This is a genomic window from Leekyejoonella antrihumi, assembly GCF_007845645.1.
GTDB lineage: Bacteria > Actinomycetota > Actinomycetes > Actinomycetales > Dermatophilaceae > Leekyejoonella > Leekyejoonella antrihumi.
This window is the reverse complement of sequence record NZ_VCQV01000013.1, coordinates 72,496-87,457: the sequence shown is the minus strand read 5'-3', so window position 1 is coordinate 87,457 and position 14,962 is coordinate 72,496. Positions and strand designations below refer to the sequence as shown.

At 68.5% G+C, this 14,962-nt stretch carries 16 protein-coding genes; 6 read left to right on the top strand and 10 right to left on the bottom strand.

The genetic code is table 11. The annotated features are described in order from the left end of the window. Positions 1-90: 90 nt before the first annotated feature. The 4 genes from FGL98_RS11075 to FGL98_RS11060 form a co-directional block, all read right to left on the bottom strand. Entirely contained in the window at positions 91-3,498 is a 3,408-nt protein-coding gene (locus tag FGL98_RS11075) for an error-prone DNA polymerase (protein WP_146316852.1), read from the bottom strand. A 167-nt stretch (positions 3,499-3,665) separates the two neighbouring features. Next, positions 3,666-5,243, bottom strand: coding sequence for a DNA polymerase Y family protein (locus tag FGL98_RS11070; protein ID WP_186526105.1), 1,578 nt, complete (start codon positions 5,241-5,243; stop codon positions 3,666-3,668). A gap of 11 nt (positions 5,244-5,254) precedes the next feature. Beyond that, a complete protein-coding gene (locus tag FGL98_RS11065) occupies positions 5,255-5,959 on the bottom strand; it encodes a hypothetical protein (RefSeq protein WP_146316824.1) in 705 nt (234 codons plus the stop codon). A 73-nt stretch (positions 5,960-6,032) separates the two neighbouring features. Beyond that, complete coding sequence (locus FGL98_RS11060; protein WP_146316823.1) at positions 6,033-6,554, bottom strand: ferritin; 522 nt, start codon at positions 6,552-6,554, stop codon at positions 6,033-6,035. 109 nt (positions 6,555-6,663) lie between these two features. On the opposite strand from FGL98_RS11060, the gene FGL98_RS11055 reads away from it, so the two are divergent. Both FGL98_RS11055 and FGL98_RS11050 read left to right on the top strand, forming a co-directional pair. After that, entirely contained in the window at positions 6,664-7,476 is an 813-nt protein-coding gene (locus FGL98_RS11055; protein WP_222432117.1) for an alpha/beta fold hydrolase, read from the top strand. Positions 7,477-7,530: 54 nt separating this feature from the next. Next, positions 7,531-8,211, top strand: a complete 681-nt coding sequence (locus FGL98_RS11050) for an NAD(P)H-binding protein (RefSeq protein ID WP_146316821.1) — start codon at positions 7,531-7,533, stop codon at positions 8,209-8,211. Between the two features lie 200 nt (positions 8,212-8,411). On the opposite strand, the gene FGL98_RS11045 is transcribed toward FGL98_RS11050, so the two are convergent. Then, on the bottom strand, positions 8,412-8,888 hold the full coding sequence (locus FGL98_RS11045; RefSeq protein WP_146316820.1) for an Hsp20/alpha crystallin family protein: 477 nt from the start codon (positions 8,886-8,888) through the stop codon (positions 8,412-8,414). A gap of 306 nt (positions 8,889-9,194) precedes the next feature. On the opposite strand from FGL98_RS11045, the gene FGL98_RS11040 reads away from it, so the two are divergent. Then, positions 9,195-9,797 (top strand): DUF421 domain-containing protein, encoded by a 603-nt coding sequence (locus FGL98_RS11040; protein ID WP_222432116.1) that lies wholly within the window; start codon positions 9,195-9,197, stop codon positions 9,795-9,797. Between the two features lie 39 nt (positions 9,798-9,836). On the opposite strand, the gene FGL98_RS11035 is transcribed toward FGL98_RS11040, so the two are convergent. Then, on the bottom strand, positions 9,837-10,193 hold the full coding sequence (locus FGL98_RS11035) for an ArsC/Spx/MgsR family protein (protein ID WP_146316819.1): 357 nt from the start codon (positions 10,191-10,193) through the stop codon (positions 9,837-9,839). A gap of 56 nt (positions 10,194-10,249) precedes the next feature. On the opposite strand from FGL98_RS11035, the gene FGL98_RS11030 reads away from it, so the two are divergent. Continuing rightward, a complete protein-coding gene (locus FGL98_RS11030) occupies positions 10,250-10,399 on the top strand; it encodes a ribbon-helix-helix domain-containing protein (RefSeq protein ID WP_146316818.1) in 150 nt (49 codons plus the stop codon). Then, positions 10,396-11,145, top strand: a complete 750-nt coding sequence (locus tag FGL98_RS11025) for a hypothetical protein (protein WP_146316817.1) — start codon at positions 10,396-10,398, stop codon at positions 11,143-11,145. Before FGL98_RS11030 ends, FGL98_RS11025 begins: the two co-directional genes overlap by 4 nt. Positions 11,146-11,187: 42 nt before the next feature. Here FGL98_RS11025 and FGL98_RS11020 read toward each other — a convergent pair whose 3' ends face one another. Further along, on the bottom strand, positions 11,188-12,204 hold the full coding sequence (locus tag FGL98_RS11020) for a hypothetical protein (RefSeq protein ID WP_146316816.1): 1,017 nt from the start codon (positions 12,202-12,204) through the stop codon (positions 11,188-11,190). 120 nt (positions 12,205-12,324) lie between these two features. On the opposite strand from FGL98_RS11020, the gene FGL98_RS11015 reads away from it, so the two are divergent. Beyond that, the gene (locus FGL98_RS11015) at positions 12,325-12,699 is read left to right on the top strand and encodes a pyridoxamine 5'-phosphate oxidase family protein (protein ID WP_146316815.1); all 375 of its coding nucleotides are present in this window, start codon (positions 12,325-12,327) and stop codon (positions 12,697-12,699) included. 114 nt (positions 12,700-12,813) lie between these two features. On the opposite strand, the gene FGL98_RS11010 is transcribed toward FGL98_RS11015, so the two are convergent. The 3 genes from FGL98_RS11010 to FGL98_RS11000 form a co-directional block, all read right to left on the bottom strand. After that, positions 12,814-13,554, bottom strand: coding sequence for an alpha/beta fold hydrolase (locus FGL98_RS11010; protein ID WP_146316814.1), 741 nt, complete (start codon positions 13,552-13,554; stop codon positions 12,814-12,816). Positions 13,555-14,160: 606 nt separating this feature from the next. Continuing rightward, positions 14,161-14,619: an aryl-sulfate sulfotransferase gene (locus FGL98_RS11005; protein ID WP_146316813.1), complete on the bottom strand. Its 459-nt coding sequence runs from the start codon at positions 14,617-14,619 to the stop codon at positions 14,161-14,163. Continuing rightward, positions 14,606-14,815: a hypothetical protein gene (locus FGL98_RS11000; RefSeq protein ID WP_146316812.1), complete on the bottom strand. Its 210-nt coding sequence runs from the start codon at positions 14,813-14,815 to the stop codon at positions 14,606-14,608. The genes FGL98_RS11005 and FGL98_RS11000 overlap by 14 nt, the downstream gene beginning before the upstream one ends. Positions 14,816-14,962 lie beyond the last annotated feature (147 nt).

The following is a 14,962-nucleotide window of genomic DNA, read 5'->3' as shown; positions in this document are numbered from 1 at the left end:
CTGCCTCCCGCCGAGAGGCATACAAGAATACTGAGGGGCATACCAATGAGGTATGCCCCTCAGAGGTGAAGTATGCCTCTCGGTGAGGTGTCACTGGAAGTCACGGGACCGGGTGTGCACGTTGATCGTCAGTCGTTCGAGGCGGTCGGCGAGGACATTGATGACATTGTCCGGTGAGCGCTCGACGATGCCGCGCACCACCATGGCCGGCGCGGACCGGGCGATCTTGCGATAGCGGTGCCAGACACCGCGACTGACGATGATGTTGATCAGCCCGGTCTCGTCCTCGAGGTTGACGAAGGTGATGCCGCCGGCGGTTGCCGGCCGCTGCCGGTGGGTCACCACACCGGCGACCAGGATGCGCCGTCCGGACTCTGCGGTGCGCAGGGTCTCGATGGGCAGCGCGCCCTGCGCGGTGACCGCGGCCCGGGAGTAGCGCATTGGGTGGTCCTGGGTGCTGATCCCGGTGGACTGCAGGTCGTGGGCGAGCACGTCGCCGGATGTCATCAGTGGCAGCAGCGGTGGCTGGTAGGGCATCTGCAGGTCCAGCTGGCCGGGCCGGACCCGAGCGGCGTCGCCCGACTGCCACAGTGCCTCACGGCGTGAGCCGGCGATGCCGTCGAGGGCTCCGGATGTCGAAAGCGCCTCCAGCTCCTGTGTGCTCAAGGCAGTGCGCCGGGCCAGGTCGGTCACATCCCGGTAGCGGCCGTGCTGATCGCGCTCGGTGACGATCCGCGTCGCAGTGTCGGCACCGATGGAGGTGATGTCGGCCAGTCCGAGCCGCACGGCATACGCGCTGTCCCGGCGGTGCTGCGCGCTGTCGTCGGGGTGGCCGGGGTCGAAGGGGCCGATCTGGTCCTCAGGGTGATCGTGCAGGCAGTCCGGCAGCCCACCGGAATGCGCTGTCGAACCGAGTGGCTCGAGGCCGGCCTGAGCGGGGGAGCGGGACAGGTCTGGTGGCAGCACCGTGACTCCGTGGCGGCGGGCATCTCCCACCAGGGTCTGCGGCGAGTAGAAGCCCATCGGCTGGGAGCGCAGCAGACCGGCGAGGAAGGCGGCCGGGTAGTGCAGCTTGAGCCAGGAGCTGGCATAGACCAGCACGGCGAAGCTGAGCGCATGCGACTCGGCGAAGCCGAAGTTGGCGAAGGCCTCGATCTTGGCGTAGAGCTCATCAGCGGTGTCCCGCGGTATGCCGTTCGCGGCCATCCCGGCATACAGCTTGTCGCGCAGTCGGTCGATGCGCTCGACCCCCCGCTTGGAGCCCATGGCGCGGCGCAGCAGGTCGGCGTCGGCGGGGCTGCAGGACCCGACACTCGTGGCCATCTGCATCAGCTGCTCCTGGAAGAGCGGCACCCCGAGAGTGCGCGCGAGCACGTCCTCGACCAGTGGATGCACATAGGTGACGGGTTCCTCGCCGGAGCGGCGGCGGATGTAGGGGTGCACTGCGCCACCTTGGATGGGTCCCGGTCGGATCAGTGCGATCTCGATCGCCAGGTCATAGAAGCTGCGCGGTTTCAGCCGGGGCAGGGTGCCGATCTGGGCGCGACTTTCGACCTGGAAGACACCGATCGAGTCGGCCCGGCACAGCATGTCGTAGACCCCGGGCTCGCCCTTGGGGATCGTCTCGATCCGCCAGGTGACGCCGAGCCGGTCGTGCACCAGGTCGAAGGTCTGCTGCATCGCCGAGAGCATCCCGAGCCCCAGCAGATCGAACTTCACCAGCCCCATCCACGCGCAGTCGTCCTTGTCCCACTGCAGCACAGTGCGATCGGTCATCCGGGCATGTTCGATCGGGCAGACCTCGCCGACGGGCCGATCGGTGAGGACCATGCCCCCGGAGTGGATGCCCAGGTGTCGGGGAAAGGTCAGCACCTGGCTTGCCAGGTCGATGACCTCCTGGGGTATGTCGTGGTCGTGGCTGCTGATGTCGGCGCCCCACCGCTCGACCTGCCGGGACCAGGCATCCTGCTGTCCCTGGCTGTGACCGAGCGCCTTTGCCATGTCGCGCAAGGCGTTCTTGGGCCGGTAGGTGATGACGTTGGCAACCTGTGCGGCGTTGCGGCGACCGTAGCGAGAGTAGACGTACTGGATGACCTCCTCCCGCCGGCCGGAGTCGAAGTCGACGTCGATGTCGGGGGCCTCCGCGCGCAGCTCGGAGAGGAACCGCTCGAACGGCAGGCGGTAGAAAAGGGGATCGATGACGGTGATGCCCAGAACGTAGCAGACGGCGGAGGCCGCCGCCGATCCCCTTCCCTGGCAGAGGATCCCGCGACTCTTCGAGAACTGCACGATGTCATGGACGATGAGGAAGTAGCCGGCGAAGTCCTTCGCCTCGATGACCCGCAGCTCCTTCTCCAGACGGGCACGGGTCTGCTGCGGCAGCTGTGGATAGCGCACTGCGGCGCCACGCCAGGTGAGCTCACGCAGCCAGCTCATCGGGGTATGCCCGGCGGGCACCTCCTGCCGCGGCAGGTGCGGGGTGGCAGCGCGCAGGGCGAAGCCGAGGTCGTCGGCGATGTCGACGGTGCGCTCGACCGCACCGGGGAACCGGCCGAGTCGGGTCGCCATCTCGGCCCCGCTGCGGATGTATGCGGTCGGGGCGCCGGGCAGCCAACCCTCCAGGTCGTCCAGGCTGCGCCTGGAGCGCACGGCAGCCAGCGCGGTCGACAGGGGGAAACGGTCAGGGGTGGCGTAGTGCACCGCGTTGGTGGCCACCACGGGTGTGCCGGTGGTGGCCCCGACCGATGCCAGCAGGTCGTTGCGGATGCTGTCCGTCGGGTCACCGTGGTCGGTCAGCTCGACCAGCACGTTGTCCGGGCCGAAGAGCTCCTTCAGGCGTTCGACCTCGCGGGTCGCGGCCTGTGGGCCGCCGCCCTCCAGCGCCTGGCGGACACTGCCCTTGCGGCACCCGGTCAGCACCATCCAGTGGCCGGCGGCCCGGGCGGCGAGGTCGTCCAGGTCGTAGACCGGGCGTCCCTTCTCGGCGCCGTCGGCCAGGTGCCCGTCGGTCAGCGCACCCGCCAGTCGGCGGTAGCCCTCCTGTCGGCGGGCGAGGACCAGCAGGTGGGTGCCCTCCGGGTCGGCGACGCCGGTCTGCGGCTCGGTCAGCCCGAGGGACAGCTCGGCACCGAAGACGGTGGTCAGGCCGCCGTACTCCTGCGCGGCCTCGGCCATCCGCACCGCGCCGTAGAGGCCGTTGTGGTCGGTCAGGGCGAGGCCGTGCAGCCGATGCCGAACGGCCTCGGTGGCCAGGTCCTCCGGCGCGGAGGCACCGTCGAGGAAGCTGTAGTGCGAGTGGGCGTGCAGCTCGGCATACGGGACCGCCGGACCGGCCTCGGTGAGGTCGATCCGGGCGGCATGGAAGGGCGCTCGCTTGCGGGAGAAGGCCGGGCCGTCGCCGCCGTCCGCGGGATAGGCCCGCCGCACGTCCGGCCTGGCCCCGGTGGAGAGCGCACGCTCCAGCTGCCACCACGGGATCGCGGGATTACTCCAACCCACGGCCATACCCTTCGGAGAACTTCGTGGGGTAACCATCGGGGTCCCCGCGAAGTATCGGAGCGAGCTCGCGAGCGGAGAACTTCGTGGGGTGGCTTCGCGAGGACCCCGGCGGTTCGCCGCATGCGGTCTCCTTTGATCGTTCGCAGGGCGGTGTGGCGTCGAGTCGTCTAGTCATAGCGGGCCTCGGCCCACCAGTGGCCGGCCTCGGACAGCACCAACCAGGCCTGCTCCCGCTCGTCGAGCAGTTGGAAGCGGTCCAGCGGACCGCGGCCGGTGGCCTGCCACCATCGCTGCTGCACGGGCCACGGACCGGCCCAGGCGGTGATGCGCCGGGTATCCGGTCGATCCTCGGGCAGCCGCAGCCAGGCCGGTGCCCCGGAGACCTCGCCGCGGGGGGAGACCGTGACCGGCTGGTCGATCTCGGTGAGCACCGACACCGGCCGGGCACGCGTGAAGACGGTGGCCGGCGGCGGGCCGGGCAGGTTGCCCGGCCAGGGCTGCTCGAGGCGCCGTTCTCGTGGAGTGGGGAGGGCATCACCCCACGGGCGTAGGACGCGGCGTTCGTCGAGCAGTCGGCCACCACGCACGGCGCAGGTCAGCACGCCGCCTCGACCCAGGGTCTTTTGCAGTCCGGTCAGGGCCTGCACGACATGCTCGTCGGGTCGGTCGCCCCACAATCCCGTGGCGTGATGAAGCGCGGGGTCAACCGACTCCGGAACGACGCTCACTCCGGTGATTGCGTGGGTCAGCGGTTCGTCGTCGGAGGCGAGGTCCTGCAGCTGCCATCGCACGCGGTCCAGCACGTCGGCTGCGCTGAAGTGCCAGGGATGGCGCCACACGCGGGTGTCTGTGGCGCCGCTTTCGAGGTCGAGGATCACGCGAATCTCGTGGCACAGCAAGGCCTGCTCGATCAAGTGCTGGACAAAGCGGTCGACGCCGGCGATGCACAGGTCGGTCACCTGGTCGACCTGGGTGACGTGGTCCTCCAGGTCGATACGCACGGTGAGATCCTTCGGTGCGCTGCGCACGTCGAGCACGGGTGCGTCCTCGCCCGAGGCCAGCTGATGGGCGCGTAGGCCATCGGGGCCGAATCGGGCATGGACCTCGGCGCGGCGTAGGTCGGCCAGCTCGCTCAGCCTACGAATGCCCATGCGACGCAACAGGCCGGGCATCCGGGTCGAATCTACTTCTCGTTCAAGGGTGCTGACCGGCAGCTGGGCGAGAAACCGGCGTGACGCACCGGGGTGGACGAGGACCAGAGGAGATTCGGCCGTCGTGGTGTAGGCGGCCTGTTCCGCGGCGAAAAGGCCATCGGCCACCGCGACCCGGAGGTCCCCGCCGAGGCGGTCCTGGACCCCGTGCAGGATCGCCTGGGCAGCGAGATGTTCGCTGCCGTAGAACCTGCGGGCACCGCCCGCGCGGACCGCTGCGAGCCCCGGGCGGATCGTATGCACGCCCGGCACGACCTCCTCGATCGCGCGAAGGACAGGCTCGAACTCGCGTGACTCCACCGCCGGGTCGTGTGGCAGCACAGCGGCATCCGGGCAGCGCAGCTGAGCCTCCCGCACTCGTAGGCCGGTGGTGACGCCGGCGGCCGCAGCCGCGGGGGAGCAGGCCACCACCATCCCCTTGGCGATCAGGAGGAGGGCGGCCCCCGGAGCGGCCTGCTCACGGACGGCGCGGATCGACCACTGCGGGCACCACACCAGCAGCACCCGGACTGGTGCAGGACTTGAGGTCTTCATCGGGGGTGTCTTCATTGGGGTCCCCGCGAAGTATTGGAGGAGGGACGGGGGAGAACTGTCGGGGTCCCCGCAAAGTATTGGAGCGAGCCTGCGAGCGGAGAACTTTGTGGGGTGGCTTGGTGGGGATTAAGAGTGAGGTGGATGCTGCGCGGCTCGTGGCGTTCGGTGATATCCAGGCGGAGGTGCTGACGCAGCAGGCACCCGTGACCCTGCCCGAGCCCGTCCCAGCCGACGGTGGTCGCCTGCACCGTTGCCGCTCGGGGCCAGGGCCCGGTCACCACCAAGGTGGTCTGCCGGGACCGCAGTCGCGCGGCGAGTCGGGAGAGATCACCCGGGGTGATCCGGCTCGGTGCCGCCACGATGACATCGGTGATCTCGGCCAGGGCGGCCACGGCGCCGACCCACTGGTTCGCGTCGGGATCGGGCACCAGGATGAGCCGGTCCAGATCGACCCCCCACCCGGCGGCTGCCTCGACCCCCAGGTCGGGCAGCCCGACGATGGCGCACCAGGAGCCGTTTTGGGACGGCCCGGCGAGCAGGGCGAGGGCAAGGGTGGTGGAGCCGGTCAGGGAGTAGACGGTGCCCGCTGCCAGCCCGGTGGGAAAGGCGTCGGCCAAGGCAGGGTGCACCGGCAGGCGCACCGTCGACGGGGAGGTGTCGCGGCGCTCGATCAGGTCGTGCAGGTCAGCGACCGTAGCTGAAGCCGGATGGAGCATCTATCCATGATCGAACGTTTGTTCGACCACGTCAAGTTGCCCCATCCGGCTTCATCGGGCCGTTCTGGTGGGTTCAGGCTCCGCCGGTGTTCTCGGTGGTGGCGACAGGGCGAGTGGCCATCTCGTCGTCGAGACGCAGCAGACCCGGCCCGTCGTTGTCGATCAGCTTGATGCGACCGAGGATCTCATCGACCGTGGCCTCCTCCTCGACCTGCTCGCTCAGGAACCAGGTGAGCAGCGGACGGGAGTCCAGATCGCCGGCGCTGTCGGCCTCGCGGTAGAGCTCCCTGATCGCCTCGGACACCCGGCTCTCGTGCGACAGGGCGCTGGCAAAGCAGTCCTGGACCGAGGTGACCTTCAGCTTCGCGGCGGGGACGTTCCCGATGACCGGGTGGTTGCCGCGGTCGCTGAGGTGGTCGATGAACTTGTTCGCGTGGACGATCTCCTCGTCCGCCTGGTGGCGCAGCCACGCCGCCATACCTGGCAGGTCCATGTCCTCCATCTCGATCGCGAGCTGGCGATAGACGATCGACGCCTCGAATTCGAGGGTGATCTGCTTGTTGAAGCTCTTCTCGAGCGAATCGGTCATCTTCATGCCATGACCTTAGAACGAAATTCGCTTCTCGGCCAGGATGGAGGCGCCGGCCCAACCACGATGCGAGGGCCCGCGATCGGCTGCGAGACAGGGTCGACACAATGGGTGCGTGCTGGAGGAGTCGGACTGGCGGTCGATGCATCGCGACGGGGTGGAGCTGGCGTATGCCGAGGTGGGCGCCGGGGAGCGAACGGCCCTGCTGCTGCACGGACTTGCCGGCTGTGTCGAGGAGTGGAAGGGCACCCTCGACGACCTGCGTGCGCAGGGATATCGCGTGCTGGCCCTGGATCAACGCGGCCACGGACGGTCGACGCGCCGGCCCGCGTCGGTGACGCGGGCGGCCTACGTCGAGGACGTCGTCTCACTCATCGAGGAGTCCGGCGCCGGGCCGGTGGACCTCATCGGCCAGTCGATGGGGGCACATACGGCGCTTCTCGTCGCGGCCGAACGGCCCGACCTGATCCGGTCGCTGGTGCTCGTCGAAGGCGGGGTGGGCGGGGGCGGACCCGAGGCCACGGCTCCCGTCGCGCGCTGGCTGCACAGCTGGCCGGTGCCCTTCGGGGACCGTGATGCGTTTGCTGAGTTCTTCGGCGGCAGTCCCCGGGTCGCTCGGGCGTGGGCGGACGGCCTGAACGTGCGGGTCGACGGGCTCTGGCCCCGGTGGGACGCCGACGTGCTGGAGGCGGCCCTGGCGCAGGTGCACGCAATCGCCTGGTGGAAGGCCTGGGAGCGGGTCAGCGCGCCGACCCTCGTGGTGCGCGGCGCCGAAGGCCGGTTGAGCGGCCCGGAGGTCGACGAGATGCTGCGCCGTGGCCGGGACGTGCACGCGATCACTGTGGCTGCGGCCGGACACGACCTGCATCTTGAGGCCCCGCGTGCCTGGCTGGACGCCCTGCATACGTTCTTGTCGCAGCGGGGATAACCGCCTTGCCGGTCCACCGCCTCGCAGCCGAGCCGAACGGCATACGGTGGGGAAATGGCAAAGATCAGCATCATCGGCGGACACGGCAAGATCGCGCTGCGGCTGACCCCACTGCTCGTGCGGGCCGGCCATGACGTGAGCGCGTGGATCCGCTCGGACAGCCAGACCGACGACGTGCAACGGGCCGGCGCCACCGCCGTGCTGGTGGATGTGGAGCAGGCCGACGTGGCGGCGATGACCGCTGCGTTGGACGGCTGCGACGTCCTCGTGTGGGCGGCCGGCGCGGGCGGCGGCAGTGCCGCGCGCACCTATGCCGTGGACCGGGATGCGGCGATCCGCTCGATGCAGGCCGCCGTCAAGGCGCACGTCGGCCGCTACGTGATGGTCTCCTACTTCGGCGCCTCCACGGACCACGGTGTGCCGCAGGATGACGCATTCTTCGCGTATGCCGAGGCGAAGGCGGCCGCGGACGAGCACCTCGCCGGGTCCGGCCAGGCCTACACGATCCTTGGACCCAGTCGGCTCACCGATGATGTCGGCACCGGCAGGATCGAGATTCCCGGTGCGACGGGCACTGTGGGCGACGACAAGTCCGAAGTGACCAGGCAGGACGTCGCCGCGGTGATCGCCGAGGTTGTGCAGCTGGTTGATGGCAGCTCGGACGCATTGCTGGACAAGACGATCGAGTTCAACAACGGCTCGGCGCCGATCGCGGAGGCGCTGCGCTCGCTGTAAGCACCCGCGCTCGGGGGGCTGCAGCGCTTGCGTTGGCTATTGCGCGCGATTCCACTGCAGGGGTCGGTGGCGTGCGGGGGCTGCAGTGGTTGCGTTGGCTATTGCGCGCGATTCCACGGCAGGGGTCGGTGGCGTGCGGGGGCTGCAGTGGTTGCGTTGCCTATTGCGCGCGATTCCACGGCAGCCCCACGCCGCTGTGACTACTCCTGCTCGGACTGCTCGCCGTCGGTGGCCTGCACCGGGGCGGCGGTCGGCGCGGTCGAGGCGATGCTGATCTTCTGCGGCTCGGTGCCCTTGTAGACATCCGTGACGCGGATGTGCAGCAGACCGGCGTCGTAGGTCGCGCTCACAGCGTCTGCCGTCACGTGACTCGGCAGCGAGAAGCTGCGGCGGAACGAGCCGTAGCGCATCTCGCGCAGGCCGCCCCCGTCCTTCTCCTCACGGCGGCGCTCGCCGCGGACGACCAGGCGCGACCGGTCGACCTCCACCGTGACGTCCCGGTCGATGTCGACGCCGGGCACCTCCAGCGACACGACGGCGTCGTCACCGTCGCGGCGCACCTCGGCCGCCGGGGTGAAGCCGGTGGTGGAGGGTGCCGTGCCCGGCCCGAACGCGCCTCGGATGAGGGCGTCGAACTCGGGGAAGGCGCTGCGCTGGTTGATCATGGTCATGCTCATGTTGTGCTCCTCGGGTGCTTGCGATCCTGGTGCGGACCTCTTGACCTGTCCAACTGCAGTTGAGCGAGAAACATTCCATAAAGTTGAGTGATGATCAATCAATTTCAAACGGGCGAAAGCGCAAGCTGTTCGCCGGGTGTCCCGTGTCGGCTCCGTGTGCGCGGACGGTCAGGGCGGCCGATCGGGAAGGTCGATACTCAGTGATACGGCCGACGTGATCTCGTCGTGCCGGAGTGCCTTGGCGCGATCAACACCACGGGTTGTGGGCGACACTCTGGGCGCGTGTGGACCGGAAGAAGGAATGCTGTGATCTGGAACGATCTCTGGCAGATGCAGATACCGCTGCTCGAAAAGGTGCTGCGCACAGTGCTGGTCTATGGCGGTCTGGTCGTGCTGCTGCGGTTGGCCGGCAAGCGCGACCTGGCACAGCTCAACAGCTTCGACCTGGTGGTGCTGTTGCTGCTGTCCAACGTCGTCCAGAACGCCGTCATCGGCAGCGACAACAGTGTCAGCGGTGGCCTGTTCGGCGCCGCGGTGCTGGTCGCCCTCAATGCCGTCGTGGTCCGCCTCGCCAACCGCTATCCCCGACTGCAGCGCGTGTTCGAGGGCATACCGACCGTGCTGGTTCGAGATGGTCAACCCGTCCCGAACGCATTGCGCCGACTGGGGCTGCGCCGAGGTGACGTGGCCGCCGCCTGCCGTAGCCAGGGCGCCGACGACATCGGCGAGATCGAAGAAGCAACGCTGTCGCCCGGCGGCAGCATTGTGGTCACTCTCGCGAAGGAGAACCGCGATGTCACCGTCGCCGACCTACGGCGCGCCCATGCCGAGCTCGTGCTACAGATCCGCGGCGAGCTCGACACCGCGGTCCGCGACCTCGAGCAGCACCTGGCAGGCGGGGCAGGCTGAGCTCGAACGCCCGCCTCCGATCGTCCGAGGCTGGCCGGATCAGCCGATGACCTTGTCGAGGGAGGCAGGGTCGCGCCCGATCACGGTCGTGCCGTCGTCTGCGGTGATGATGGGCCGCTGGATCAGCACGGGGTGCGCGGCCAGCGCGGTGACCCACTCGTCGCGGTGTGCGAGATCCCGGGGGAGTGTCGGCAGGCCGATCTCCTTCGCGACAGGCTCGCTGATGCGCGTGATGTCCCAGGGGTCGAGGCCGAGGCGGTCCAGCACCTCATCCAGCTCGGTCCTGCTCGGCGGGTCGTCGAGGTAGCGGCGCACGGTGTAGTCGACACCGGCGGCATCAAGCGCGGCGGTCGCGGCGTTGCACTTGCTGCAGCGTGGATTGATCCAGATCTCCATGACACCAGCTTACGAGACGTCTTGATGCAAGCAAGATAGATTGCTAGCATCTGGGTATGCCGCACAAAGACCCGAAGGCGCAGTTCAACGTGTACCTGCCGCCCGAGCTGATCCGGAGCGTCAAGCATCGCGCCGTCGATGACGAGATCTCGCTGTCGGCCCTGGTGGAGCGTGCACTGCGGCGCTATCTCAAGGAGGAGAAATGAACGATCAGCATGTGAGCGCAGCGCTGCAGGTGCGACCCATCCTGCACACGGCGCACACCGACGCCTACCTGACGATCCTGCGGGCAGCCGGGATGCAGGTGTTGTCGCGGTCGGACGGGTGGACCCTGCTGCAGGGTGGATCCGGGCGTCTGGCGCTGCACCGTTTGTATGACGGGGTGTTCGAGGGGCAGACCGCACTGGGCTTCGAGGTCGCCGACCTCGAGGCGTATGCCGTGCAGGCTCGAGGCCGGGCACCGTCCGGTCTGCGGGTCGAGGTCGGGGACGCGGATCACGGGCGTGCGGTGCGGGTGACCGGCAGGGACGGGCTGGAGTTCACCATCGACCAGGCGGAGCAGCCGGACGTGCCGGTCACCGCGGATCCCGCGGTCGTCGTGCACCAGTTGTGGGTCTCGACGGACGTCGCGCGGACCGCGGAGGACCTTGTCGCCCTGGGTTGCCGCAAACGGCTGACCGAGACCAACGGTCGCACGATCGACGTGGATGCAGACCTCGGTCGAGTGCTGGTGCACGTCGCCGACAATGGTGTCGTTGCGGCGGACTCGGCGTTGGACTACGACGGGGACCTGGAGCAGGTGCATGTGGCGCTGCTCAATGCCGGAGTCCGCCACGATGTGATCGACGAGTCGCATGGGCGCACCCTCAAGGTGCCGAAGCCTGGCACCGACGGCGATCCGATGTGGATCACCCACGAGGACGAGGATCCGGCAGGGTCGATCCGCCACTGAGGCGGACGGCATACCCTGGCTGGGATGGAACGGTCGCCGCGGTCAGGGAAAGTCGGCGCGCAGCGTGGTGGCCCAGTCCTCGGGCGACAGGTCGATCATGGCCTCGTTGTGCAGCTTCTCGAAGTAGGTGACGTCGCTGCGGTACATCGGCTCGGCGTTGCTGCGACTCACCACGCGCAACAGCAGGCTGTAGCGGTCGGACGGGGTTGGCCCGCCGCCGTACATCGCCCAGTTGAACGAGGTGAGCTTCGTCGCGTAGTACGCCCCGAAGACACGTGAGAGGCCCTCTCCGAGGTCGGCGCAGTCCTGCTCCGTCAGGTCGGTGATGTCCGGGCAGCCCGGCACAACCGCCCAGGTCTCGTGGAAGCCGATCGGGGAGAATGGCGTCAGGAAGGCGACGCGGCCCCGCTCGCCGACCCACCGCGGGCCGCCCCGCTCCCGGGCGATCAGCTCATCCCAGTAGGCGCCCGCGCCCTGCCACGCGCCGGAACGCTCCACCAGGGTGCGATGCAGCGTGGTGCCGATATCGTCGTGGGCCGACTGCGCATGCGGGTGGATCAGCGAGCTGCCGCTCGGGGGCAGGTAGTTCGCGTTGACCGAGGACCACATCGGGCGGATCCGATGCAGCGCCGTCGTGTAGTCGACGAATGCCGACAACAGATTGCCGACGCGCTGCCCGGTCAGGTCGGGCAGGTCGAGGAAGTGGCGCTCGGTGTCGTAGAGCCCAACCGAAGAGAACTCCGAGTAGGCCATCACGTTGGGCACGATGACGGCGTTTCCGCGACGGATCCGGCCGTCCGCCGAGATCTCGGTGGGGAAGGTGCCGGTGGCGGCTTCGATCTTGTCGGCGCAGAACGGGCAGAACGGCGGATCCGCAGTGAGCGCCGAGAGATCGGGGCGTTCGCTCGGTGCCAGCTTGGTGCCGGTGATCACTCGCGACGTATGACCCGTGAGCGGGTCGACGCGGATGCTGAGCGGTACCTCGATGCGGTTCGTCGGATTCGTCAGCTCCGGCACGTGGGCGGTGATCTGGTGCTCGGTGAACTCGATCGCAGACATGGCCGCAGCCTATGCCCAGCATCGTCACCTGTCGCGTCCGCCGGAGGCCTCGGCGACCCGGCGCCGCAGGTTTGCGGTGACGGCCTGCGCGTCGCCGGCCCGGCGACCTACGATCAGGTTATGAGCGGAGTCCCGGGAACTGAGCTGGCGGACGCCATGGATGGCTACGCCTTCGCCTACCTGATGACGGTCACGGACGCCGGCGAGGCACATGCTGTCGCGGTCCAGCCCCGACTGAGTGCCGGAGTGCTGCAGATCGACGCGGTCGGGTCGCGCAGTCGCGGCAATATCGGGGCGCATCCCCAGGTGTCGCTGGTCTGGCCGCCTGCCGACTTTGACGGCTACTCGCTGATCGTGAACGGAACCGCGCAACCCGACGATCAGCCCGGCATCATCGTGACGCCGACCCGTGCGGTGCTGCACCGGCCACACGAGCACGAGGGTGAGTCCGCGACCGGCTGCGGCTCCGACTGTGTGCCGCTCAGCCTCGAGTAGTCAAGCGCAGCGCGAGCCGCCCCCGCCGGTGGTCGAGTAGGTGAGCGCGAGGCGCGAGTCGTCGCCCGGTGGTCGAGTAGGTGAGCGCGAGGCGCGAGCCGTATCGAGGCCCCGCTATCCGACGGCAACCAGATCGCGGACGAGCGCGACGAAGTCGTCTGGGCGTTCCATGGACGGCAGGTGCGCGGTGTCGGGCCAGTCGACGCGGTGGGCATCAGGGATCCCATCGCTCACTCGGTGAGCGGTGTCCTGGATGGCATCGAGATCGAGTGCGCCGACCAGGACGAGGGTAGGCGCCGAGATCTCCGAGAGTCGTTCGAACGGTGGAGGATCGAGCTCTGTCTCCGGCAGGTCATCCCAGTCGGCCGTTACTTCGAAGGCGCGGCGCTGCATACGCCGGACGAGGTCTCGGACCTGCGGGTCCACGTTGTCAAGACGGCGTCCGGGCCCGTCGACCCACCAGGTGAGGTTCGCCTCCACGGCACCGTCGAGATCCTCCTGATCGAGCGCCGAACGTTCGGCCGCGATGAACGCACACAGGTGGGGGGTGAGGTCGGCGATGAGCGAACCGCCGGGCGCACTGAGCAGGAGCGAGCTGACCAGGTCCGGACGAGTGAGCGCGACCTCGACCGCTACGCCGGCTCCCAGCGAGGCGCCCACGAGGTGAGCGTGCCGAACCTCGAGCTCGTCGAGCGTGTCCAGCACGTCGTCCACCTGGCACAACGGGCCCGCTGGTCGCGTGATCGACTCACCGAATCCACGCAGGTCCAACCGAAGGACGTCGAGATCGACCGTGAGCGCGGTCCAAAGGGCCTCCCACATGCGACGGTCTGCGACACCGGCGTGCAGCAGCACGACCGTACTGCTGCCGCGAGGGCCGCTGCGGTCGTAGGCGATTCCAGCCGAGGTGAATGACGTGGTCGTGGCTCCGCTCCTGCCTGTGGTAGGTGGAGGCGTCAGTCAACCACCGAGCGGAGGGTTTCTCAAACGTGTTTTTAGTCCGAATCGTCCGATCCCGTTGGTGGCCGACGGGGCGCGTCACGGAGGAGGCGCCGGAGCGTCCACCGATAGCCCGCCTGGACAGCGGGCCTGGCAAGGTGTGCCAGCAGCGGATGGGAAGACCGAGTTCCTGCTCCCAGCTCAACCGTGAGCCCGCTGGCGTTCTGTCGATCGACACGTGGACGCGACCTTGCACGATGCGACCGTGCTTGACCAACGTGCATCGACCACGGTCGGGGTTCGGTGGACTCCAGGCATCCACCGTCATCGGGTCATCGAAAGTCAGGAACCCCAGTCCGGTCCGCCCGATGAACCGGCTGCCTACGTGTAGGTGGTCCGAATCGAGGTCGTCACCGCGCACCGTTGTCAGTGGGATGATCCGCGTGTGCTGCCGCAGGTCGAAGACGCGCCGCCACGACTCTTCGGCGGCGAGCGGCGAGTCCAGGGTGATCACGAAGGAGGTCATGCGTCGGTGGTTGGTGTGTTGCCGAGGGTCTTGCCGAACTTGTCGGGGGCCTGCGCCGAGAAGACCTTGGCGGGTGCGATCTGAACCGCGGTCTCGAATCCGGTCCGCGCCACGGTCACGGCGTCGTCGAGGGCGGCCGAGCTCACACCGGATCGCACCTGCAACGAGGCAACCTCGGTGGCTCCGTTCCAGCTCAGGTAGACGTCGACATTGCCGCCTTGCGAGTCGAACTCGGTGATCGCCGGAACGGTACCCCACCGGACGAGTGAGTTGCCGTTTGCCAGTGCCTGCACATTCCCCATGGCGGTCGCTCGGTGCCGGTCGTAGGCGTACAGCGCAGTCAGCTTCGCCGTGTTGGACGACTCATCGAGCACGAACCGCAGACCTCGAGACTCGCCGGCGCCGGAGCCGTCAGTCGTGCTCGCCGCGTAGTAGTGATCATCAAACATGGTCATCGCGTGACCGGGGCGCCATCCCGGAGTTGCTCGTGCCCGACCAGAACGTCAGCACCGGCTCGCCCGAGTCGTCCATGATGAGCCCACAGTAACCGCCATCGAACTGGTCGACCACCAAGAGGCCATCGGTTGGGGCGCCGTACCGCCAGCTGGTGACGACCGGTGTCGTCAGGTCAGTGCTGACGAACGTGCGCATCGGCTGCGCCGGAGCCTCCTTCGTGGCTGTGGCCGTGGCCGCGGCCGCTGACGCGCGACGTGATCGGCAGCGTCTGTTTGGTTGCCGCTCAACGGCGACGCGTCACTCATCCGGCAAAGATTGCCCTGCCTACCTATGAGTTAGCCC